Source organism: Peribacillus sp. NPDC097295 (assembly GCF_044761665.1).
Lineage (GTDB): Bacteria > Bacillota > Bacilli > Bacillales > DSM-1321 > Peribacillus.
Genome location: NZ_JBIWCW010000010.1, coordinates 59,674 through 81,648, shown reverse-complemented (window position 1 = coordinate 81,648; position 21,975 = coordinate 59,674). Strand labels below are relative to the sequence as shown.

The 21,975-nt window shown below is 42.3% G+C and carries 21 protein-coding genes and 2 other annotated features; of the genes, 18 read left to right on the top strand and 3 right to left on the bottom strand.

The window, feature by feature from the left end; translation table 11 throughout:
- Positions 1 to 94 precede the first annotated feature (94 nt).
- The 4 genes from ACIQXN_RS15875 to ACIQXN_RS15860 all read left to right on the top strand — a co-directional run bounded on the left by ACIQXN_RS15875 (position 95) and on the right by ACIQXN_RS15860 (position 4,246).
- On the top strand, positions 95 to 1,456 hold the full coding sequence (locus ACIQXN_RS15875) for a dihydrolipoamide acetyltransferase family protein (RefSeq protein WP_402968515.1): 1,362 nt from the start codon (positions 95 to 97) through the stop codon (positions 1,454 to 1,456).
- 3 nt (positions 1,457 to 1,459) lie between these two features.
- Complete coding sequence (lpdA, locus tag ACIQXN_RS15870) at positions 1,460 to 2,872, top strand: dihydrolipoyl dehydrogenase (RefSeq protein WP_402968512.1); 1,413 nt, start codon at positions 1,460 to 1,462, stop codon at positions 2,870 to 2,872.
- A 248-nt stretch (positions 2,873 to 3,120) separates the two neighbouring features.
- Positions 3,121 to 3,378 (top strand): hypothetical protein, encoded by a 258-nt coding sequence (locus ACIQXN_RS15865; RefSeq protein ID WP_402968509.1) that lies wholly within the window; start codon positions 3,121 to 3,123, stop codon positions 3,376 to 3,378.
- 40 nt (positions 3,379 to 3,418) lie between these two features.
- The gene (locus tag ACIQXN_RS15860) at positions 3,419 to 4,246 is read left to right on the top strand and encodes a polysaccharide deacetylase family protein (RefSeq protein ID WP_402968506.1); all 828 of its coding nucleotides are present in this window, start codon (positions 3,419 to 3,421) and stop codon (positions 4,244 to 4,246) included.
- A gap of 154 nt (positions 4,247 to 4,400) precedes the next feature.
- Here the strand turns inward: ACIQXN_RS15860 and ACIQXN_RS15855 are convergent, their stop codons facing one another.
- A complete protein-coding gene (locus ACIQXN_RS15855) occupies positions 4,401 to 4,649 on the bottom strand; it encodes a hypothetical protein (RefSeq protein WP_402968503.1) in 249 nt (82 codons plus the stop codon).
- A gap of 333 nt (positions 4,650 to 4,982) precedes the next feature.
- The gene (locus tag ACIQXN_RS15850) at positions 4,983 to 5,417 is read right to left on the bottom strand and encodes a DUF1885 family protein (protein WP_402968500.1); all 435 of its coding nucleotides are present in this window, start codon (positions 5,415 to 5,417) and stop codon (positions 4,983 to 4,985) included.
- A gap of 325 nt (positions 5,418 to 5,742) precedes the next feature.
- On the opposite strand from ACIQXN_RS15850, the gene hutH reads away from it, so the two are divergent.
- From hutH to ACIQXN_RS15825, 5 genes are all read left to right on the top strand, one after another.
- Positions 5,743 to 7,248, top strand: coding sequence for a histidine ammonia-lyase (hutH, locus tag ACIQXN_RS15845; RefSeq protein ID WP_402968497.1), 1,506 nt, complete (start codon positions 5,743 to 5,745; stop codon positions 7,246 to 7,248).
- 18 nt (positions 7,249 to 7,266) lie between these two features.
- Positions 7,267 to 8,934: a urocanate hydratase gene (hutU, locus tag ACIQXN_RS15840; protein WP_402968494.1), complete on the top strand. Its 1,668-nt coding sequence runs from the start codon at positions 7,267 to 7,269 to the stop codon at positions 8,932 to 8,934.
- The gene (gene hutI / locus ACIQXN_RS15835) at positions 8,935 to 10,212 is read left to right on the top strand and encodes an imidazolonepropionase (RefSeq protein ID WP_402968491.1); all 1,278 of its coding nucleotides are present in this window, start codon (positions 8,935 to 8,937) and stop codon (positions 10,210 to 10,212) included.
- A complete protein-coding gene (locus ACIQXN_RS15830) occupies positions 10,205 to 11,200 on the top strand; it encodes an agmatinase family protein (protein ID WP_402968488.1) in 996 nt (331 codons plus the stop codon). The genes hutI and ACIQXN_RS15830 overlap by 8 nt, the downstream gene beginning before the upstream one ends.
- Before the next feature lie 199 nt (positions 11,201 to 11,399).
- A complete protein-coding gene (locus ACIQXN_RS15825; protein ID WP_402868072.1) occupies positions 11,400 to 11,525 on the top strand; it encodes a GapA-binding peptide SR1P in 126 nt (41 codons plus the stop codon).
- A 175-nt stretch (positions 11,526 to 11,700) separates the two neighbouring features.
- Here ACIQXN_RS15825 and ACIQXN_RS15820 read toward each other — a convergent pair whose 3' ends face one another.
- Positions 11,701 to 13,158 (bottom strand): aminotransferase class I/II-fold pyridoxal phosphate-dependent enzyme, encoded by a 1,458-nt coding sequence (locus ACIQXN_RS15820; RefSeq protein ID WP_402968485.1) that lies wholly within the window; start codon positions 13,156 to 13,158, stop codon positions 11,701 to 11,703.
- A 324-nt stretch (positions 13,159 to 13,482) separates the two neighbouring features.
- Between ACIQXN_RS15820 and ACIQXN_RS15815 the strand changes: the two genes are divergently transcribed.
- From ACIQXN_RS15815 to trpA, 9 genes are all read left to right on the top strand, one after another.
- Positions 13,483 to 14,442 carry an NAD(P)H-dependent flavin oxidoreductase gene (locus ACIQXN_RS15815; RefSeq protein ID WP_402968482.1) on the top strand — a complete coding sequence of 320 codons (960 nt, stop codon included), beginning with the start codon at positions 13,483 to 13,485 and terminating at the stop codon, positions 14,440 to 14,442.
- A 71-nt stretch (positions 14,443 to 14,513) separates the two neighbouring features.
- Positions 14,514 to 14,786: a UPF0223 family protein gene (locus ACIQXN_RS15810; RefSeq protein ID WP_402968479.1), complete on the top strand. Its 273-nt coding sequence runs from the start codon at positions 14,514 to 14,516 to the stop codon at positions 14,784 to 14,786.
- A 68-nt stretch (positions 14,787 to 14,854) separates the two neighbouring features.
- Positions 14,855 to 15,092, top strand: a binding site (T-box leader).
- Between the two features lie 35 nt (positions 15,093 to 15,127).
- Positions 15,128 to 15,362, top strand: a binding site (T-box leader).
- Positions 15,363 to 15,493: 131 nt separating this feature from the next.
- Positions 15,494 to 16,888, top strand: coding sequence for an anthranilate synthase component I (gene trpE / locus ACIQXN_RS15805; RefSeq protein WP_402968476.1), 1,395 nt, complete (start codon positions 15,494 to 15,496; stop codon positions 16,886 to 16,888).
- Positions 16,885 to 17,490, top strand: a complete 606-nt coding sequence (locus ACIQXN_RS15800; RefSeq protein ID WP_402968473.1) for an anthranilate synthase component II — start codon at positions 16,885 to 16,887, stop codon at positions 17,488 to 17,490. Before trpE ends, ACIQXN_RS15800 begins: the two co-directional genes overlap by 4 nt.
- Before the next feature lie 27 nt (positions 17,491 to 17,517).
- Positions 17,518 to 18,540 carry an anthranilate phosphoribosyltransferase gene (gene trpD, locus ACIQXN_RS15795; protein ID WP_402968470.1) on the top strand — a complete coding sequence of 341 codons (1,023 nt, stop codon included), beginning with the start codon at positions 17,518 to 17,520 and terminating at the stop codon, positions 18,538 to 18,540.
- Positions 18,541 to 19,317 (top strand): indole-3-glycerol phosphate synthase TrpC, encoded by a 777-nt coding sequence (gene trpC / locus ACIQXN_RS15790; RefSeq protein WP_402968466.1) that lies wholly within the window; start codon positions 18,541 to 18,543, stop codon positions 19,315 to 19,317.
- An 18-nt stretch (positions 19,318 to 19,335) separates the two neighbouring features.
- The gene (locus ACIQXN_RS15785) at positions 19,336 to 19,950 is read left to right on the top strand and encodes a phosphoribosylanthranilate isomerase (RefSeq protein ID WP_402968463.1); all 615 of its coding nucleotides are present in this window, start codon (positions 19,336 to 19,338) and stop codon (positions 19,948 to 19,950) included.
- A gap of 4 nt (positions 19,951 to 19,954) precedes the next feature.
- Positions 19,955 to 21,160, top strand: a complete 1,206-nt coding sequence (gene trpB, locus ACIQXN_RS15780) for a tryptophan synthase subunit beta (protein ID WP_402968460.1) — start codon at positions 19,955 to 19,957, stop codon at positions 21,158 to 21,160.
- Positions 21,153 to 21,932 (top strand): tryptophan synthase subunit alpha, encoded by a 780-nt coding sequence (trpA, locus tag ACIQXN_RS15775; protein ID WP_402968457.1) that lies wholly within the window; start codon positions 21,153 to 21,155, stop codon positions 21,930 to 21,932. Before trpB ends, trpA begins: the two co-directional genes overlap by 8 nt.
- Positions 21,933 to 21,975: the final 43 nt, after the last annotated feature.

Sequence of the window (21,975 nt, the reverse complement as noted above, 5' to 3'; positions counted from 1 at the left end):
ATAGGCTTTACAAGGTCTTTTTATAAGTAGAAATACATGACTTAGGGCTTTATTCAAAGTCCTAAGTATGATTTAATATAGGAGGTTGAATTCAGTGGCATTCCAATTTAGACTCCCTGATATCGGAGAAGGTATACATGAAGGTGAAATAGTAAAATGGTTTGTTAAACCAGGAGATAAAATTCAAGAAGATGACGTGCTTTGTGAAGTTCAGAACGATAAAGCCGTAGTAGAAATTCCATCACCGGTGGAAGGTACCGTTGAAGAAATCCTTGTACAAGAAGGAACGGTTGCTGTAGTCGGAGATGTACTTGTCACTTTTGATGCTCCTGGATATGAAGATCTTCAGTTTAAAGGGGATCATGGGGAAGAAGCGAAAACAGAAGGCAAGAAAGATACCGAAGCTCAAGTTCAAGCTACTGCTGAAAGTGGACAGGAAGTTAAGAAAGAAGCTGCTCCAGTTCAGGAAAAAAGTGGAGAAACAGGCGCGGGAGCTCAGCCACAGGTGGAAGCAGATCCTTCAAGACGTATCATTGCCATGCCTTCTGTCAGAAAATATGCACGGGAACAAGGGGTAAATATCCGCGAGATTACTGGCTCAGGAGATAACGGCCGTATCATGAAAGATGATGTTGATGCTTTCAAAAATGGTACAGCTACTTCCGAAGAACCGGCTCGTCAAAGTGATGATGCTTCACAACAAAAAGAATTGGATAGCACAGATAATAAAAAAGTGACGATTCCTGAAGGGCAATACCCTGAAACACGCGAGAAAATGAGTGGCATGAGAAAAGCCATTGCCAAGGCTATGGTTAAATCGAAACAGACAGCTCCTCATGTAACATTAATGGATGAAGTTGATGTGACGGCTCTTGTTGCTCATCGTAAAAAGTTCAAGGATATTGCTGCAGAAAAAGGAATTAAGCTTACATTCCTACCTTATGTTGTAAAAGCCTTGACAAGTGCATTACGTGAATATCCTATGCTTAATACATCATTTGATGATGAAACAAGTGAGATTGTCCATAAACACTATTACAATATTGGAATTGCAGCAGATACAGATAAAGGACTGTTAGTTCCAGTTGTAAAAGATGCAGATCGAAAATCAACTTTTGCTATTTCACAAGAAATTAACGATTTAGCTGCGAAAGCTCGTGATGGTAAATTGGCATCTAATGAAATGAAAGGCGCTTCATGCTCTATCACGAATATCGGTTCCGCAGGCGGTCAATGGTTCACACCTGTAATCAATCATCCAGAAGTTGCCATTCTAGGGATTGGACGAATTGCAGAAAAAGCAATTGTTCGCGACGGGGAAATCATCGCCGCTCCAGTTCTGGCATTATCACTTAGCTTTGATCACCGTATTATAGACGGGGCCACTGCTCAGCATGCTTTGAATCACATCAAAAAGTTATTGAACGACCCAGAATTATTGTTAATGGAGGCGTAAACAATGGTAGTAGGAGATTTTCCGATCGATACAGATACATTAGTAATAGGTTCAGGACCTGGGGGGTATGTTGCGGCAATTCGCGCAGCACAGCTTGGACAAAAAGTAACAGTAGTTGAAAAAGGATCAATCGGCGGAGTTTGCTTGAACGTAGGTTGCATTCCTTCTAAAGCTTTAATTTCAGCAGGACATCGTTTCCATAACGCTCTGCATTCAGAAGATATGGGGATCTTTGCAGAGAAGGTTTCTGTGGACTTTTCTAAAGTGCAAGCTTGGAAACAGTCTGTTGTAAACAAGTTAACGGGCGGTGTAAGTAGCCTCTTAAAAGGAAATAAAGTTGAGGTCGTGTCAGGAGAAGCTTATTTCGTAGATGAAAATAGCATCCGTGTCATGAATGAAGACTCAGCTCAAACATATACATTTAAAAACGCGATTATCGCAACTGGTTCTACACCAATCGAGATTCCATCATTTAAATATACGAAACGTGTACTTAATTCTACTGGTGTTCTTGCTTTGGATGAGTTGCCAAGTTCAATCGTTGTTATCGGTGGGGGTTACATTGGTACTGAGCTTAGTGGGGCATTGGCTAGCTTTGGAACTAAGGTAACTATCCTTGAAGGTACGGAAGAAATTCTTTCCGCTGGTTTTGAAAAACAAATGGCAGCCCTAGTTAAAAAGAACCTTAAAAACAAAGGTGCCGAAATTGTTACAAAAGCTCTTGCTAAAGGAGTGGAAGAAACAGAAACTGGCGTAACCGTTACTTATGAAGTTAAAGGCGAAGAGAAAAAAGTCGAAGCTGATTATGTTTTAGTGACAGTAGGTCGCCGTCCGAACACTTCTGAAATTGGTCTTGAACAAGTCGGTATCAAAATGACTGATAGAGGCTTAATTGAAATCGATAAGCAATGTCGTACAAATGTGAAAAACATTTATGCGATTGGTGATATCGTTTCTGGACCTCAATTAGCACATAAAGCTTCTTATGAAGGAAAAATCGCTGCAGAAGCTATTGCTGGTGAGTCTTCTGAAATCGATTATCTTGCGATTCCGGCTGTTGCATTCACTGAACCGGAACTTGCATCTGTAGGATATAACGAAAAAGATGCGAAAGAAGCAGGAATCGAAGCACTTGCTTCTAAATTCCCATTCGCTGCAAATGGACGTGCCCTTTCATTAAACAGTACGGACGGATTTGTGAAGCTTATCACTCGCAAAGAAGACGGATTGGTTATTGGAGCACAAATCGCAGGTCCGAACGCTTCTGATATGATTGCTGAACTTGGTTTGGCTATCGAAGCAGGAATGACTGCTGAAGATATCGCGATGACAATCCATGCGCATCCAACTTTAGGAGAAATCACAATGGAAGCTGCTGAAGTAGCCCTTGGAACTCCTATCCATATCATCAAATAATTAGTCTTAAAAAAGCACACTTCCCAAATCTGGGACAGTGTGCTTTTTTCGTTTCAACATAATGCTGACTAAATTGAAATTTTTTAATGAAAAGGGAAAATGGGCATATGTTATTAAGAGGACTTACTTTTTTTCAGGAAAAGGTTTGAAACATGCGAAATAGGATAAAAAATAGCAAGAGCTCGTGACTTAAGAAGAAGGAAGTTTGTCGAGAATATGGTAACGGCAGACTGTTCATTTTAAATGGGGTGGATCACTTGAAAGATTATCTTGTCATCCTTTTTCAACTAATCGTTTGGAGCGGATATACGGTGGTGGAATGGCTGTCTGCAAATGATCGTTTTGTTTTTAAAGTATTTATGTTTTTGGTCTTTTCTTATTTAGCCATTTATATCGGAAAAATGATACTGAAATCCAATAAAAGGACACTGCTGGTCACTGTAATAAGTCTACTGTGCTATGGTGTATTGCAAATCCTTTTAGAAACGTTAGTACCTGTTTATTGAATAACGAAGCTCAAACGCCACTTATACCAATGGAGGAGCTATGTTTAACAAAACTTTATATGTGTTTGCAATGATTTCATTCTTATTAATAGGGTGTAATGACACGGATTTAGACACTTCCAAAAAGAGTGTCGAAACGACGAGCGACATTCAAAGCGAACAAAAGGAAGAGAAAAATGTAAATATGGAGGCAACCCATGAAAGCGAGAAGGTAGAAGAAGCCAATGTTCCAGCGCAGTATCGGTTGAATAAAGCGAATTGGTCATTTGAGCCTATAAAGGATGCTGATGAGAAGGTCGTTCTATTGACGTTTGATGATGCACCTGATAAATACTCGCTTGAAATTGCTAAAACACTTCATAAGCTTCATGTGCCAGCGATATTTTTCGTCAATGGCCATTTTATTGAAACGGATGGTGAAAAGAAGAAAATATTAAAAGAGATTCATGATATGGGCTTTTTTATCGGAAACCATACGTATTCTCACGTTAACTTGAAAGAACAGACGGAAGAAGTGCAAAAAAAGGAAATAGTTAAATTGAATGACTTAGTGGAAGAAATTGTTGGGGAACGCCCTAAATTTATAAGGGCACCTTTTGGAGCTAATACCGATTATTCAAAAGAGATGGCAGAAAAAGAAAAAATGCTGGTTATGAACTGGACCTATGGGTACGATTGGGAAAAAGAATACCAAAACAAAAAAGCTTTAGTCAATATCATGTTAAATAGCGAATACTTATCGAATGGTGCAAATTTATTGATGCATGATCGGAAATGGACGAGTGAAGCGATTGAAGATATTGTAATGGGTTTTCAAAAGAAAGGTTATAAGTTTCTTGATCCTAGATTAATAGAAACTCCTGCATAAGGAGCTGGTTACTAAGTAAACTAGTAAAACAGTTGGACTTTTCTAAAGTCCTTTTAACAGCCCCAAGGTTAGCACTTCATTATAAAAGGCATTCGGATGGAATCATTCCGAATGCCTTTTTGAAACTGAAATCAATATATTCGGACTGTGCCATTCATAATATCTTCTTTGCTTGCCTATAGCTGTCTATCATTGCCAATATTATCACGATTGGGGCAAGAATAAACCCTATGGAAACAAAAGCAAGTAAGCAAGAGACTAGATAAGCTAAAGCAAAATATATTGCTCTTTTAAATAACTTTCTGTCTCTTGATGACCATTCCCAACTAGGGTGTAAACTTAGGAATAAATGTCCACCACCAGGAACCCAAAAAGATATAATAAGCGTGATTAATATTTTCAAGCCAATTCCTCCTAACAATACAACACATACAAACATCAACATTAAATTAAATCGCTTAATAGGTCAATAACCATGACTCAATTTAAATGAAAACAAAAGAAAAAGCCCTCATGGAATGCTTACGAGGGGCTTTCATAGATCATGCTCATGTTCACTATCTATAAGAAGTTTGACCAACTAATACATAATGGATATGTTAAAGTGCTGTCTAAAATACGAATCTTTTCTTCAGGCTATGTTCTGCGTGTTTATTCCAAATCGGAGGCATATTTTTAGTGTGAACTCAGTCGATTTTTACTTTTTTGGGGATGATTCAGTTTACATTGATTTTTTTTATTTTCTGGGATAATAATATATGACACGTTTATTAAAGAGGTGAAGTTGCCCTTGTAACTTTTTTGCGAGGAATTTACAAAGCTCATTTGCCTTTCCTTTATCGCCGAATGTTGCGGTTTCTGGGAGGGTAAACTGGATGTAAGATTGTATTCGTTCCATACCCTCTTCATCTTGAATGATTTCCTGGTCGACCCCAATTAAAATCATATGATAGCGGTCGTCATTGGATTGTAAGTAAATCATTTTATCTTTCATTTTCTCAGGCTCTTTCATATCATATGGAAAGGCTTTTTTCTCATAGTCCCAGTCCAACTGTTTTCCTGTCTTTGAGGTGACCATTTGATAATAGATGAGTAATTCCTTCACATCCTCTATCGTGATATTAGTTTTCACGGACGCTGGGACTAGTTTGATATAGGCGTTCTCAATCATCATTCATCCTCCTTTTCCTTGGTATCTTCTTAATATATATTAACATTATTTGTATGTTTGATATACCTATCTATATGTAATTGAATTGGGATAATTCCTTCATCCTATTTTTGAGTCAAGTAATATTTTTAGGTAAAATATGTAAAAAATAAGTTGACAATAAGCTTCCTTTATTTGTAAAATTTAATCAGTTAAAACTCTGTGAGGAGTGAAATGAACATGATTATACATTGTATGGATTCAATTCAGTTGCTACAAAAAAAGGGGCTGTATCGCTTTATTTAAAGTGATACAGCCCCTTTACTATATTAAAGGGGTGTAGGGTATGATTCTTACAGGTGAAGATTTAACGTTACATCTATCAAAAAAGGTCATATTTGAGAAGGAAAAGGTCACCCTCTCCCAAAATGCTTCGAAAAAAGTGTTGAATAGTAGAAAAGTAGTTGAAAAAATTGTCTTGGATAAACGCGTAGTGTATGGAATCACGACTGGGTTTGGAAAATTCAGTGATGTATATATCGATACCGAAGATGTAAAAGAACTGCAACACAACCTTATTCACTCACATGCTTGTGGAGTCGGGAGCCCATTTCCTGAAAGTGTCTCCAGGGCAATGATCTTACTTCGGGCCAATGCTCTAGCTAAAGGATTTTCTGGTGTAAGGCTTGAAGTCGTCTCTAGCTTAATAGCCCTTTTAAATGCAGAGATACATCCCGTTATCCCTCAGCAGGGATCTCTCGGGGCAAGCGGGGATTTAGCGCCGCTCTCGCATTTAGCACTTGTGTTAGTGGGTGAGGGAGAAGTCGTTCACAGAGGAAAACATATGAAAGCCTCCGATGCCATGAAACAGGAAGGCATTTCGCCAATCGAGCTGGAGGCAAAAGAAGGCCTGGCTCTTATTAACGGTACGCAAGCAATGACGGCGATGGGGGTGGTAGCTTTTCTGGAAGCGGAAAAAATCGGATGGCTGTCTGAAGCTATTGCGGCCATGACTGTCGAGGCTTTAAATGGGATCACAGACACGTTTGATGAGAGGGTTCACCTAGCGAGAGGATACCCAGAACAGATTGCTGTTGCCAAGAGAATGAGGAATTGGCTAGAAGGAAGCAGGCTTACCACCCGGCAAGGGGAGATTCGGGTGCAAGATGCCTATTCGCTTCGGTGCATCCCCCAGGTCCTTGGAGCCTCCTGGCAGGTGATCGGATATGTAAAAGAAAAGCTTGAAATTGAAATGAATGCTGCCACTGATAATCCACTTATTTTTGAGGAGAGTGAACAGGTGATTTCAGGGGGGAACTTTCATGGGCAGCCGATTGCTTTTGCCATGGATTTCTTGAAGATGGGCATTGCGGAACTAGCTAATATTTCGGAAAGAAGGATTGAACGGCTCGTTAACCCGCAATTGAATGATTTACCGCCCTTCTTAAGCCCAAGACCTGGACTGCAATCCGGTGCCATGATCATGCAATATTGTGCAGCTTCACTCGTCTCCGAAAATAAGACTCTGGCCCATCCTGCTAGTGTCGATTCCATTCCCTCATCAGCTAATCAAGAGGATCATGTGAGCATGGGGACCATTGCTGCTAGACACGCTTATGAAATAATCCAAAACACTTGGAAGGTGTTGGCGATAGAATGCATCACGGCGATGCAGGGCGTTGAATACAGGGGTACAGAATATATGAGTGCGAAGACTTTTCAATTTTATGAAAAGGCCAGGGAAATCGTACCGACCATTAAGTCGGACCGAATGTTTTCAACTGATATAGAAGCATGTGCTTCATGGTTGAAAAATTATGACTTTACGGAACTATGTCTGGAAGAGATGTAAATAAGGGGTGAAGAGGGTATGGTGGCAAAGGGAAGAAGGGAAATCGTGAATTACAAAGGCTCTACGTTACATGCAAAAGGCTGGATTCAAGAAGCGGCGATTAGGATGTTGATGAATAATCTGGATCCACAAGTAGCCGAGAATCCTGAAGAACTTGTTGTATACGGTGGGATTGGCAAGGCGGCACGGAATTGGGAAAGTTATGACATCATCATGAAGACCCTACATGAATTGGAATCAGAAGAGACTTTGTTGATTCAATCTGGAAAACCTGTAGCCGTTTTCAAAACACATCCTGATGCGCCTCGAGTTTTGCTAGCCAATTCCAACCTGGTCCCGGCCTGGGCCAATTGGAATCACTTTCATGAACTCGACAAAAAAGGATTGATGATGTACGGACAAATGACCGCCGGTAGCTGGATTTATATAGGCAGCCAGGGAATCATTCAGGGAACGTACGAAACATTCTCGGAGCTTGCCAGGCAACATTTCCAAGGGTCATTAAAACAGACCATCACCTTGACGTCCGGCCTTGGTGGAATGGGGGGAGCCCAGCCTTTAGCGGTTACCATGAACCAAGGGATCTGTCTCGCCATTGAAGTAGATGAAGCTAAAATCGACCGGAGAATACAAAGCGGCTATCTAGATCGAAAAACCGCTGACATCGATGAGGCGATTGCCGTTGTAAAAAAAGCAAAGCAGGGTGGTGAATCGTTATCCATTGGTCTGCTCGGTAATGCAGCCGACATTTTACCTCTTATGATTGAACGTGGATTCATCCCCGATGTTTTAACGGATCAAACATCTGCCCATGATCCGTTGTATGGCTATATCCCTTCAGGAATGACGGTTACCCAAGCTGAACGGTTTCGAAAAGAAAACCCAAAGTCTTATGTTGCCCTCTCTAAACAAACGATTGCCAGCCACGTTAAATCCATGCTGATACTGCAGGAAAAGGGAGCCATCACCTTTGATTATGGAAATAACATCCGTCAGGTGGCTAAAGATGAAGGCGTCGAAAAGGCATTTAGCTTTCCAGGGTTCGTTCCTGCTTATATTCGCCCGCTCTTTTGCGAAGGAAAGGGCCCGTTCAGGTGGGCCGCCTTATCAGGCGACCCCGATGATATTTATAAAATTGACGCAGTATTGCTCGAGGAGTTTAAAGGGGATCAAAATCTATGCAACTGGATAAAACTTGCTCAGGAGAAAATTAAGTTCCAAGGCCTTCCTGCCCGAATTTGTTGGCTGGGTTATGGCGACAGGGCCCGGTTAGGAAAAATCATTAATAAAATGGTCACAGATGGGGAATTGAAGGCGCCCATTGTCATAGGAAGGGATCATTTGGATGCAGGTTCGGTTGCCTCGCCTAACCGTGAGACGGAAGCGATGAAAGATGGCAGTGATGCCGTCTCAGATTGGCCAATCTTAAATGCTTTGATCAATGCTGTCGGAGGAGCAAGCTGGGTTTCGGTTCATCATGGCGGCGGTGTGGGGATGGGCTATTCGATTCATGCAGGTATGGTAATAGTGGCGGATGGTACAAAGGAAGCGGAAGTAAGGCTAGATCGGGTCCTTACATCCGATCCTGGTATGGGCGTGGTGCGGCATGCGGATGCAGGTTACGAACTGGCAATCACGACGGCTAGGGAAAAGGGAGTTCATATGCCGATGATGGGAGAGAAATAGATGGATAGACCCGTTTTCATAAAAAATGCATCCCAATTGGTTACGCTTGCTGGAAATATAAAATCCCCCAGGATCAAAGCGGAAATGTCTGACTTGCAGATCATTGATAATGGAGGTGTCTGGCTTGAAGAGGGAATCGTGCAGGCAGTAGGAAAAACGAGTGATTTACATGAAGAATATACAGATCGTTTGTCCCAAGCGGATATCATCGATGCCTCTGGCCTATTGGTTACGCCTGGATTGGTGGATCCACATACACACTTAGTGTTTGCCGGGAGTAGGGAAACAGAATTTAACCAACGCTTAGAAGGTGCCACTTACATGGATATCATGAATCATGGAGGGGGAATTTATGCGACGACCGAAGCTGTAAAACAAGCAAGCCACTCGCAGTTGTTTCAAGAGAGCTGGGAAAGGTTGAATGGTTTTCTGTTACAAGGGGTGACGACAGTCGAAGCGAAAAGCGGCTATGGCCTGGACTGGAACACGGAGAGAAAACAACTTGAAGTGGCAAAGGAGCTTCATGAAAAACATCCGGTTGATGTTGTTTCAACCTTCATGGGTGCCCACGCCGTCCCGTCACATTTTAAAGAAAACCCTGAGGGCTTCGTTGAATTAATCATTAAAGAAATGATTCCTGCGGTTGCACAAAGTAAATTAGCGGAGTTTAATGATGTTTTTTGTGAAAAAGGCGTATTTACCCCCGAACAAGCAAAAAAAATCTTGGAAGCGGGTAAGAAACATGGATTGCAGGCTAAAATTCACGCGGATGAAATCGAGCCGTATGAAGGAGCGGAGCTGGCTTCGGAAATAGGAGCCATTTCCGCAGACCATTTACTGGAAGCATCGCATGATGGAATGAAGAAAATGGCGGCAGCAGGCGTGGTTGCCGTTTTACTGCCGGGGACAGCGTACTTTTTAATGAAAAGGTTCGCGGATGCAAGAAAGATGATCAATCTAGGCGTACCTGTCGCTCTTTCTACTGATTGCAACCCTGGGTCCTCCCCGTCGGTTTCTCTTCCGTTCATGATGAACCTTGCCTGCATGAACATGGGGATGAGCCCAGCTGAAGTTATAACGGCCGCTACGATAAATGCTGCTCATGCCATCGACCGCGCAAAGGAAATCGGGAGTATCGAAGTTGGAAAAAAAGCGGACATCACGATCTTTGACGTGAATCATTTTGCGAAACTTCAATACTTTTATGGAGTCAATCACACTCACATCGTCATTAAAAAAGGGAGAATCGTCGTGAGAGGAGGGAAGCTTGTTGAATGACCTGCATCTTCAACCGGCAATTTTTACATGGAGGAAGGAGACACCAATTGACGATCATCCGGCCAAAGTCCACCAATGGATACGAACGATCGATGAGTTGAAAACAGTGGAAGAAATGGAGAAACCTGATTGTGTCTTTTTTGGGGCCCCACTTTCAAGGTCATCGATCAGTCCATCAGGAGCATCGGAGTTCCCCGAATACTTCCGGCGTTCATGGAAGGGCTTTTCGACCTATAATATGGATTATGAAATGGATTTCTCGGGCTTGCAGGTTTGGGATTTAGGTGACGTAGCCATGCATGGAACAGACATCGATCTTTGTCACCAGTTCATTAGGGAAACATCCGCCACTGTTCACAATCAATTCCGGAATACCTTGATCGGGGGAATTGGAGGTGATCATTCTACGACTGCCATGTTGGTGAAAGGGATGAAACATATCTATCCTGATAAAAAGATAGGCATTTTACAATTCGATACCCATTTTGATTTACGGGATCCGTCAGAGCAAGGTCCTTCCAATGGTACCCCCATGCGTCAGTTGATTGAAGCAGGTACTGTCGAAGGGAACCATATTCATAATATCGGTCTGCATGGATTTTATAACACCAAGGATTTATTGGATTATGCCAAAAAGAAAGGGGTCCGGTATGTCCCTTTACGCCTCGCTCGGAAACGCGGCCTTGAACATGTGGTAAGCGATACATTGAATACTCTAGAAAAAGAAGTGGACATGATTTATGTGACGATTGATATGGATGTTCTGGATATGGCATATGCCCCAGGTGTTCCGGCTGCCACGTCAGGTGGAATGCGTCCGGAAGAATTGTTGGATGCCGTATTCCTTGCCGGCGGTCATAATAAGGTGAAGGCATTTGATATTGTTTGTTTGGACCCGCTTCGGGATACGATAAGACAGACTACGGTTCAGATTGGAACATCTGTTTTTCTAACCATGATATGTGGTCTCCTATCCAGGGGAAAATAACAACGATACCAGGTAGGAATCTTAAAGGGTGATTGAACAGCAAGTGTGTCATTAAAAGGTAGGACCAGAAAAGACATGTGGAAAAATTTATATGTGACATACTTTATAGCTTGAAAAATTAAATGTGCTATATTATAATGGATTAAAGCGGTTACATTAATCGTTTCTTGCATACAATATAGAGGAAGGGGTTGTAAAAATGGGAACTATCGTTTGTCAAACTTGCAACAGCACGATTGATCATTTTGAAGATGAAAAAGTAAGTGTACTTTATACACATAATCACAACTGCCACAGCTGCGATACGGCTGCCTCTAAAGAATAAGGTAAATAACATAGAAGGCTAATAGATTATGAGGGTGTTCAGGGTGTTTAAACCTGGGCACCCTTTTTCCATGAAATTAACGAACCATCCATTAAAGGGATTGTTGAAACGTACAGGATACATCGACGTGTAAAAAAAACCAGAACGGGTAGTTCGTTCTGGTTTTTACTGTTTCTTACTTTTTAATAATCCGTAAGTATTTAATTTCAGGATCCTCTGGACCTTGGACCGGAAGACCTACCTCGATATTTTTCTGGATATACGCGATATTATCTTCCGTGATCAGTTCGCCGGGAATGAAAATCGGAATGCCGGGCGGATAGATCATAATAAATTCGGCACTGATTTTACCGACGGATTCCTCGATAGGTACGACTTCAGTTTCTGCATAGAAAGCATCTCTTGGTGATAAAGCAAGAGGAGGCGTATCCGGAAGCAGGACTTCGATTCTTCCATGATCCGCTGCCTGTTCTTTAAACTCTTCTGATAAGTCCTTAAGGGCAGCGATTAACATATCCGCTTCCTCTTTAGAATCCCCTGGCGTTATCAAACAAAGAATATTATACAAGTCAGAAAGCTCCACCTCGATATTATGCTTTTCACGTAACCACTTTTCTACGTCATATCCGGTAATGTCCAATTCTTTAATGGAAATGATCAATTTTGTCGGGTCATAACTAAAGGCGGCTGGACTTGCTAATATCTCATCGCCAACACAATATAAATATGGAATTTCATTGATTGCTGCCCTCGTATATTCTGCAAGCTTGATTGATTCGTCAATCATCTCCCTGCCGATTGTTGCAAGCTGCCTTCTGGCCGTGTCAAGTGAAGCGAGAAGAATATAGGAAGTGGAAGTCGTCGTAAGCATGCTTAAAATTGCTTGGACCCGATTTGCCGAAATGAGACCGTCCTTAACATTTAAAACGGAACTGCCCGTCATCGAACCTCCGAGTTTATGGACGCTTGTAGCGGCCATATCGGCACCAGCCTGCATGGCGGATAGTGGCAGGTTTTCATGAAAATGAATATGGACCCCATGTGCCTCGTCAACCAGCACGGGAATTTGGTATGAATGGGCCAATTCCACTATCTTTTGTAAATCAGCTGAGATGCCGAAGTAGGTCGGGTTGATTACGAGTAACCCTTTTGCATCGCTGTGTTCCTTCAGTGTTTTTTCAACGGCTTCTATAGTTACTCCATGGGAGATCCCCAAGTCTTTATCGATTTCGGGATTAATGAAAATGGGAACAGCACCGGAAAATACGATGGCAGACATGACGGATTTATGTACGTTCCTCGGAACGATGATTTTATCCCCAGGCCCGCAGACCGACATGACCATTGTCATGATTGCACCGCTTGTCCCTTGTACGGAAAAGAATGTATGGTCAGCCCCGAAAGCCTCGGCCGCTAAATCCTGGGCTTTTTTAATGATTCCTTTTGGTTGATGAAGGTCATCAAGTGGAGCGATATTGATTAAATCTATTGATAAGGCATTTTCACCGATGAACTCTCGAAATTCAGCATCCATCCCTTTACCCTTTTTATGACCAGGAATATGGAATTGAAGCGGATTCTTTTTTGCGTGCTGTAACAAAGATGTATATAAGGGTGTTTCATTCTGTGACAAATTCTTGTAGCCCCTTTTCAATTTAATAGATAAATATACTCATTTATTCCAGTGTATTATGTGTATGACAACATCTACTAAAATGAGATGCCGTTATGGATAGACATAAAACAAAAGAATTATAGCATGTCTAACATTAAATGCCTAGTTATACTTTTTCATCCTAAAATAGCAGGCTAATGCTATCGGATCATGAAATTATGCGAGCTGATTCCTGATCGTTTATTTGAATATACTACATATGAATTTATCATTTGAATAAATAAATAATATTTGCCATAATGATTAGAATTGCATTGAAGTATTGACAGGGGGAAGATGCTTTTGAAATGGAAAACTCGTGTGACCGACTTATTGGGGATACAGTATCCGATTGTACAAGGGGGATTGGCTCACCTTGCCTATGCGGAGTTGGCTGCAGCCGTTTCAAATGCCGGAGGGTTGGGACAGGTAACGGCAATGTCGTTGAATGATCCAAATCAATTGGTTCAAGAAATTCGGAAAACGAAAGCAATGACGGACAAGCCTTTTGGGGTCAATTTCGCTATTGGTCAACATGGTAGGCCATATGAACATATGCTTGAGGCAGCGATGAAAGAAGAGATTGCCGTTGTTTCGGTAACGGGTGGCAATCCGGCCCCATTCCTAGAAATCCTTAAAGATACACCAGTGAAGAAACTTGTGCTAGTTGCGGCTAAAAGACAGGCAATCAAAGCTGAACAATTGGGCGCGGATGCTGTGATGGTCGTTGGGCAGGAAGGCGGAGGACATTTAGGCCGGGATGATATCGGTACTTCCGTACTCATTCCACAAGTGGTTGATTCCGTGAAAATCCCTGTAATCGCTTCAGGTGGCTTTGGGGATGGCCGCGGTTTGATGGCTGCTTTGGCTCTTGGTGCTGAAGGAATTGAGATGGGGACAAGATTCATTGCCGTAGAGGAATGTGTACATGCCCATGAATTATATAAAAATGCGTTGGTTTCGGGATCAGAAAAAGATACCGTTGTCATTAAGCGTTCGATTGGTGCGCCAGCCCGCGTCATTTCCAATAACTGGACAGATAAGATACTCGAAATCGAAAAAGAAAACGGTGGATATGAGCAATTGAAGAATTATATAAGTGGAGAGGCGAACCAGCGTTATATTCATGATGGGGTCCAGGATGGAGGCTTTGCTTGGGCAGGACAGGTCATGGGCATGATTCATGATATACCAACGACGGCTGAGTTATTCAAACGGATCATAGGTGAAGCGGAGGCCATTCGTTCAAAATGGGCTGAATGAAAACAGTTTCCCCATACAACAGGAATTAAAATACAACAGGAATTAAAACTATCTAAAAAGGATGTGTAAACATGGATTATCAATATCCAATGGACCTTGATTGGTCAACGGAGGAAATCGTCGACGTCATTAAATTTTTTGAAGCAGTCGAGAAGGCTTATGAAAGTAAAATCGAAAAAGAGGCATTCATGAAAGCATATCGTCGATTTAAGGAAATTGTTCCCGGTAAGGCAGACGAAAAGAGATATACGGACGAATTCGAATCGGCCAGCAAGTATTCAGCCTATCTTGTTGTTAAGAAAGCGAAGACTCTTGCAGATGGCGACTGGATCAAAATGAAATAAAATTCAAATTTTTAGAATACTACATTGACTTCCTGAAAAGTTTGTTTTAACATAATAAACAAGAAAAGATAAAGGCAGTGACGGAGAATAGTACCTTAATACTGTTCCGCAGAGAACCAGTGGTTGCTGAAAACTGGTGAACAAGTTTAAGCGAATGGACTTCCGAGCCCCAAACCGAAACGGATTGACGGAGTAGGCTTTGGCGATTATCTCATCGTTAATGGAGACAGGCATATAATGTTTTTATGCCGTAAAGTGAGCTATTATAGCTAATTAAGGTGGTACCACGGGTTCCTCGTCCTTTGGATGAGGGCCCTTTTTGCGTTTTTTTAAAATCGATAATTAAATCTACGATTAAGAGTAGTAATCTTATTTACTGTCGTCACAGAGAGCCGGGTCAGGTGAAAACCGGTACGAGAGAAGAAGATGAATGGACTTATGAGTGGTTTCTTGAATGAAGTAGGGAAGCCCGGTGACCACCGTTAAAGGGTTTGGTAGGAATCATTTCCTGCTGTGAGAGGGAAAAACGATTAGTTTTTCCAACTTGAGGTGGCACCGCGGTTTTCCGTCCTCTGCAAGCGCAATATTTGTGTTTGCAGGGGACTTTTTTTATACATGTATCGTTCCAATTAATAGTAAATCTACCTCGGATTCTATTTGGGTAGGTATAACGTTTACTGAATCTAAAGACCGGGAGGGTAATTTTAATGAAATCTTTGAATGAAAAAAAGATACTACGTTTTAAAATGGAAACGATAGAAGGAGATATACATACACCAATATCAATATTTCGGAAATTAGATGATAAGAAGAAGTTCCTGCTAGAAAGTTCAAATTCACATCATGATAATGGTCGCTATTCCTATCTTGGGTCAAGTCCTTATATGGAGGTCACTTCATTGGCTAATCAAGTCCATGTTAGGAATCCTGTAACAGGAGAGGAACAAGTGCAGGAGATGAACATCATCGAATTCCTGAAGGATCAACTTTTGGTCGAGCTTGAAGACATACCCATGAATCTTCCTCCATTTAATGGAGGGGCAATCGGATATCTGGGGTATGATGTCATTCGCTTATATGAAAAGATTGGAGATGTGCCCTCTGATCCGCTTCAAATGCCGGATGCCCATTTTCTTTTCTTTAAGGAATTGTACATATTCGATCACGTTTTACAGAAGATTCATCTTTTGACTGCGGAGGACGATGCAAAAAAAAGCCTTGCGGATATGAAAGAGAAAATCAACCAGCCGAGTAAACCGTCACAAGAATTATCGTCAGAATTTTTGGACTTTTATTCAAATTTCACACAGGCAGAGTTCGAGAAAATGGTGCTTGAAGCAAAGGAAGCCATTATCGCGGGTGAAGTGTTCCAGATTGTTTTATCACAAAGATTCCAGGCTGATTTTGACGGAGAGCCCTTCGATGCCTATCGTCGTCTTCGCTTGGCCAATCCATCGCCATATATGTTTTATATAGAGTTTGGAGAGTATACCGTTCTCGGTTCTTCACCAGAAAGCTTAATCAGCGTTTCTGCGGGTATGGTTCATGTTAATCCTATTGCCGGCACTCGTCCAAGGGGAAAGACGGATGAGGAAGATCTGGGGTTGGAAAAAAGCTTGCTGGTGGATGAGAAGGAATTGGCTGAACACAGGATGCTTGTTGATTTGGGAAGAAACGATCTCGGCCGAGTATGTGAGATTGGTTCCATTCACCTTACAGAAGAAATGGAAATTCAGAGATATCAGCACGTGATGCACATTGCCTCCAAGATTAGTGGGAAGCTTAAGAAGGAGTTTACGAGTTTAGATGCGTTGACGGTCTGTCAGCCTGCTGGAACTGTATCGGGTGCCCCGAAGATACGGGCGATGGAGCTGATCAATGAACTGGAAAATTGTAAACGAGGTGTCTATTCAGGATCTATTGGCTTTATCGGGTTCGGAGGCGACCTTGATATGGCCCTTGCCATCCGGACGATGATTATCAAAGAGGGGCATGCCTACGTACAAGCCGGAGCGGGAATTGTATATGACTCGGATCCGAAAACCGAATATGAGGAAACACAGAATAAAGCACGAGCACTGATGGAGGTAAATAATATATGATTTTATTGATTGATAACTATGATTCATTTACTTATAACTTGTATCAATATTTAGGAGAAGTCGAGAAGGACTTAATTGTTAAAAGGAATGATGAAATCACGATTGCTGAAATTGAAGCCTTGAATCCAATGGCAATCATCATCTCACCAGGTCCGGGCCGGCCAGAGGATGCGGGAATGAGTATGGAAATCATTCGTTCCTTTTATAAGAAACTACCTATATTAGGAATTTGCCTTGGTCATCAGGCTATTGGTGCAACTTTTGGAGCGAATGTGATTGGAGCTAAAGTGATCATGCATGGGAAAACATCAGTCATCGAACATGATGGAACAGGGGTCTTTGTCAATCAGGAATCACAATTTCCGGTGATGCGGTACCATTCCCTGGTTGTTGAAAGAAAAAGCTTGCCTCCTGAATTACTTGTTACGGCGAATGCCATGGATGATGGAGAAGTCATGGCACTGAAACATCGGGATCGTCCGCTTTATGGGTTGCAATTCCACCCTGAATCAATCGGAACAAAGATTGGTAAGGACCTGTTACATGAATTTTTCAAGATTGCTTCTGCATATCAATTAGAGAAGGAACAATCCATTTTATAATTTTAAAAACGAGTGGGGGAGTCAGTTGTGAAGGAGTATTTAGTGAAGTTAGCAGAGCGTCAAACATTGACGGAAGATGAGATGAGTAGAGCAGCCCAAGCGTTATTTTCTTCAGATATTACAGAAAGCGAGATGGCGGCTTTCCTTATAGCGTTAAAAGCAAAAGGGGAAACGGCAGGAGAAATCGCTAGTCTGGTCAAGGCCATGCGAAAGGAAGCAAGAAGCGTACAAACGAATTGTTTGAACGTGATGGATAATTGTGGAACGGGAGGAGATGGCTCACAAAGCTTTAATATCAGTACCACTTCTGCGTTCGTCCTAGCTGGTGCCGGTGTAAAGGTGGCCAAACATGGAAACCGTAGCATTTCCAGTAAAACCGGGAGTGCGGATGTTTTGGAAGAGCTTGGGGTCAATTTATTCCTTGAACCTGAGATGATGAAAGAACTGTTGGAGGAAAACGGAATCACTTTCTTGTTTGCACCGTCAGTCCATCCTAATAGTGCCCGGATTATGAAAGTGAGAAAGGAATTGAAGATTCCAACTGTATTTAATTTGCTAGGCCCCTTAACAAATCCTGTCCAGCTCGAAACACAATTATTGGGAATTAATCGTCGGGATATGCTTGAGCTTTTTGCCGAGGTGCTTCATAAACTAGGCAGAAAACGTGCGGTCGTGGTCCATGGAGCCGGATCTATGGATGAAGCAAGTCTGCAAGGAGAAAATTCTCTCGTTCTTTTAGAAGAAGGGGACATCATTCCTTATACTCTGCATCCTGAAGAAGTGAATTTGCCTATCTACGGAAATGAGGAGATCCGTGGAGGTAATGCCAAGGAAAACGCCAATATTATGCTACGTATTTTAAAAGGAGGAAAAGGGGCATATCGAGATACCGTTCTATTGAATGCAGGGCTGGGATTATTCGCCCATGGAACGGCAACCACGATTGAAAAGGGTATTTCTTTAGCTAGAGAAAGCATAGACAGCGGATCGGCATTGGCTAAATTAGAAACTTTAATTGCCTACAGCAACCGAAATAAGGTGGTAATGTAAATGGAAAACATTTTAACGAAGATTATCGAACAGAAAAAAATAGAAATTGCTCGGTTTAAAGAAGCAGGTATTCCTCAAATGGAGATGGCCTTTTCTACAAGGCCATCGCTTGTGGAGTATTTAAAGACAGCTGCGACGATTTCAATCATTGCGGAAATAAAACGTGCCTCTCCATCAAAAGGCACAATAAAAATGGATGTTGATCCGATCGATCAAGCCCTTTCTTATGAAAAAGGGGGAGCTGCAGCCATATCCGTATTGACTGATGAGTCTTTCTTTAAAGGAACGATCGACGATTTAAGAAATGTGAGCCAAATTGTTGAAATTCCAAGACTGTGTAAGGATTTCATCATTGATGAAATTCAAATTGACCGGGCCTACCATGCGGGAGCCACTATCATTCTATTAATTGTGGCAGCTCTTTCGAAAGAACGTCTACATGAGTTATATCATTATGCAAAAAGTAAAGGACTCGAAGTATTAACTGAAGTCCATGATGAAACAGAGTTAAAACAGGCTTTAGACCTTAAAGCAGAGCTGATTGGGATAAACAATCGAAATTTAAAGACATTCGAAGTGGATTTGGCTGTGACGGAACGTCTTGCGAATCTGCTTGATCCGAAAATTCATATCATCATCAGTGAAAGTGGGATCAAAACGAAAGCGGATGTCCAGCGTGTGCAAAAAGCAGGTGCAAGGGGCATATTGGTTGGAGAAACCTTGATGACGGCTACTAACCTTTCAAAGACAATGGATGAACTGCAAGTGAATTTTTAAGGAGTTAAGGAGATAAATATGTTTGTGAAAATTTGTGGATTGAAAACATTAGCGGATGCTCAATCGGCTGTAAGGGCAGGCGCTGATTTTATTGGGTTCATTTTTGCAGAAAGCAGCCGGAAAGTCCTGCCTGGATTAGTACGCGATATTGGCGGTGAACTTCCCGTCCACGTAAAAAAAGTAGGAGTGTTTGCTAATCAAACAGAACAAGAGGTGATAAGGATTGCTGAAAAGGCCAGATTGGATTATATACAACTGCACGGAAACGAGTCTGCTAGTTTTGCCGAAAAAATGCCGCTTCCGGTCATCAAGGCCTTTGCCATACATTCAGAGAAGGACTTAGAAAACCTTAGCGATTACCCCGCTGAATACCTGCTGGTCGACCTGCCGAAAGGGTCCTCGGGAAAGGGGTTGACGTTGGATTGGGACATGCTCCAAAAAGCCGCCCTTCCGCTTAATAAGATTTTTCTTGCAGGTGGATTGACTCCGGAAAATGTTGATCAAGCAATTTCTGTCGTGTCCCCAGTCGGGGTTGACGTTGCAAGCGGAGTGGAGACGAACGGATTCAAGGATGCAACAAAAGTAGAAGCGTTTATAAGGAAGGTAAAAAATATACCAGGAGAAGAGGAATGAATAGATGAGTACCTATACACACCCTGACAAAACTGGACATTTTGGCGCATATGGGGGCCGTTTTGTCCCGGAAACCCTGATGTCTGCAATCACGGAACTTGAAGAGGTGTATGAACAATCTAAAAAAGATCCGGAATTTCAAAAGCAACTAAACTATTATCTGACTCAATATGTCGGCCGTGAAACACCACTTTATCATGCAGAAAACTTGACGAAACTTGCTGGAGGCGCGGATATTTACCTGAAACGTGAGGATTTGAACCATACCGGTGCCCATAAAATCAATAATACGATTGGGCAGGCTTTATTGACACAGAAAATGGGAAAGAAAAAGGTCATAGCCGAAACGGGTGCAGGACAACACGGGGTTGCCACAGCGACCGTGTGCGCTTTATTGAAGCTTGAATGCATCATCTTCATGGGTGCAGAGGATATCAGAAGGCAGAAATTGAACGTTTTCCGAATGGAACTGTTAGGGGCAAAGGTTATTTCCGTAACACAAGGTAGTTCCACTCTGAAGGATGCAGTCAACGAAGCGCTAAGGTACTGGGTCGCGAATGTAGAAGACACTCACTACATTATGGGATCGGTTCTTGGGCCTCATCCGTTTCCAGTTATCGTCCGCGATTATCAAAGTGTCATCGGCAACGAAACGAAGCGTCAGTATGCTGATATGGCAGGGGGCCTTCCTGAAGCTGTGGTCGCTTGTATCGGGGGCGGCAGTAATGCGATGGGGATGTTTTACCCTTTCATTGAAGACGAAAAAGTGAAGTTATATGGAGTAGAAGCAGCAGGACATGGACTTCATACACCATTACATGCTTCAAGTTTGACGAAAGGAAAGCCTGGCGTACTTCACGGGGCCTTCATGTATGTCCTGCAAAACGAAGACGGGCAAATCCAGGAGGCCCATTCGATCTCGGCGGGATTGGATTATCCTGGGGTAGGCCCGGAACACAGCTACCTAAAGGATACAAATCGCGTCACCTATACTTCAGTTACCGATCAAGAAGCACTGGATGCGCTCGTATTGCTTTCAAGGGAAGAAGGGATCATTCCGGCTCTGGAAAGCTCCCATGCAATCTCTTATGGGTTAAAACTAGCTAAAGAAATGGAGAAAGGGACCGGGCTAGTCATTTGTCTGTCAGGTCGTGGTGATAAGGATGTAGAACAAGTCCAATCTATATTGGGAGGCAGCGAACATGAATAAGTTAACAAGGGTGCTACAGGAATGTGAAAACAAAGGGGAAAAGGCGTTCATCCCCTATATCATGGCAGGCGATGGCGGGTTGGACCGGTTAAGAAACCAGCTTGTATTCCTAGAAAAAAACGGGGCGACTGCCATTGAATTGGGCATACCGTTTTCCGACCCTGCGGCTGATGGACCGGTCATTCAGCAGGCAGGCATCCGTTCATTGGAAAAGGGTACGACTTTAAAGGAAATCTTGAAAAAAGTGACGGAAATCAAAGAGGATGTGAATATCCCGATTATCTTAATGGGATATACAAATTCAATTATGGCATATGGCCTTAAGGAGTTTATAGAAGATTGTCTCCAGGCAGGGATTGCGGGATGTATCATTCCTGATTTGCCGATTGAAGAAGAAAGAATATTTTCATCCATTAAAGCTTCGGGCATTACCCTGATTCGACTTGTGACCCTCACTTCCTCAAGGGAGCGGATCATGGAAATCACAGCAGGAGCAGAAGGGTTTATCTATGCAGTGACGGTAAAGGGAATCACAGGGACACGCGATGCCTTTGGGGGGGAAGTCGGTGAATACCTTAAACAGGTAAAGGAACTTAGTCCTGTGCCGGTACTTGCCGGATTTGGTATCTCCACGCCGGAGCATGTGAGGAACGCAATTCAATCTTGTGACGGGGTCATCGTCGGCAGCAAGGTCATAGAATGCTTCGAAAGTGGACAAGAGGAATACATCACCGAGCTGATAAGAGCAAGCAAAATATTGGTGCAAAGATAAAAATAAGGAGGGCCCATTAAGGAAGCCCTCCTTATCTTCTTAT

Bases quoted from the DNA above. Each gene is read 5' to 3' on its own strand.
- trpC (WP_402968466.1), top strand. From the start codon at position 18,541: ATGGAAAACATTTTAACGAAGATTATCGAACAGAAAAAAATAGAAATT.
- ACIQXN_RS15850 (WP_402968500.1), bottom strand. From the start codon at position 5,417: ATGATTGAGAACGCCTATATCAAACTAGTCCCAGCGTCCGTGAAAACT.
- hutI (WP_402968491.1), top strand. From the start codon at position 8,935: ATGGATAGACCCGTTTTCATAAAAAATGCATCCCAATTGGTTACGCTT.
- trpE (WP_402968476.1), top strand. From the start codon at position 15,494: ATGAAATCTTTGAATGAAAAAAAGATACTACGTTTTAAAATGGAAACG.
- ACIQXN_RS15785 (WP_402968463.1), top strand. From the start codon at position 19,336: ATGTTTGTGAAAATTTGTGGATTGAAAACATTAGCGGATGCTCAATCG.
- trpA (WP_402968457.1), top strand. From the start codon at position 21,153: ATGAATAAGTTAACAAGGGTGCTACAGGAATGTGAAAACAAAGGGGAA.
- ACIQXN_RS15800 (WP_402968473.1), top strand. From the start codon at position 16,885: ATGATTTTATTGATTGATAACTATGATTCATTTACTTATAACTTGTAT.
- ACIQXN_RS15860 (WP_402968506.1), top strand. From the start codon at position 3,419: ATGTTTAACAAAACTTTATATGTGTTTGCAATGATTTCATTCTTATTA.
- trpB (WP_402968460.1), top strand. From the start codon at position 19,955: ATGAGTACCTATACACACCCTGACAAAACTGGACATTTTGGCGCATAT.
- hutH (WP_402968497.1), top strand. From the start codon at position 5,743: ATGATTCTTACAGGTGAAGATTTAACGTTACATCTATCAAAAAAGGTC.
- lpdA (WP_402968512.1), top strand. From the start codon at position 1,460: ATGGTAGTAGGAGATTTTCCGATCGATACAGATACATTAGTAATAGGT.
- ACIQXN_RS15810 (WP_402968479.1), top strand. From the start codon at position 14,514: ATGGATTATCAATATCCAATGGACCTTGATTGGTCAACGGAGGAAATC.
- ACIQXN_RS15825 (WP_402868072.1), top strand. From the start codon at position 11,400: ATGGGAACTATCGTTTGTCAAACTTGCAACAGCACGATTGATCATTTT.
- hutU (WP_402968494.1), top strand. From the start codon at position 7,267: ATGGTGGCAAAGGGAAGAAGGGAAATCGTGAATTACAAAGGCTCTACG.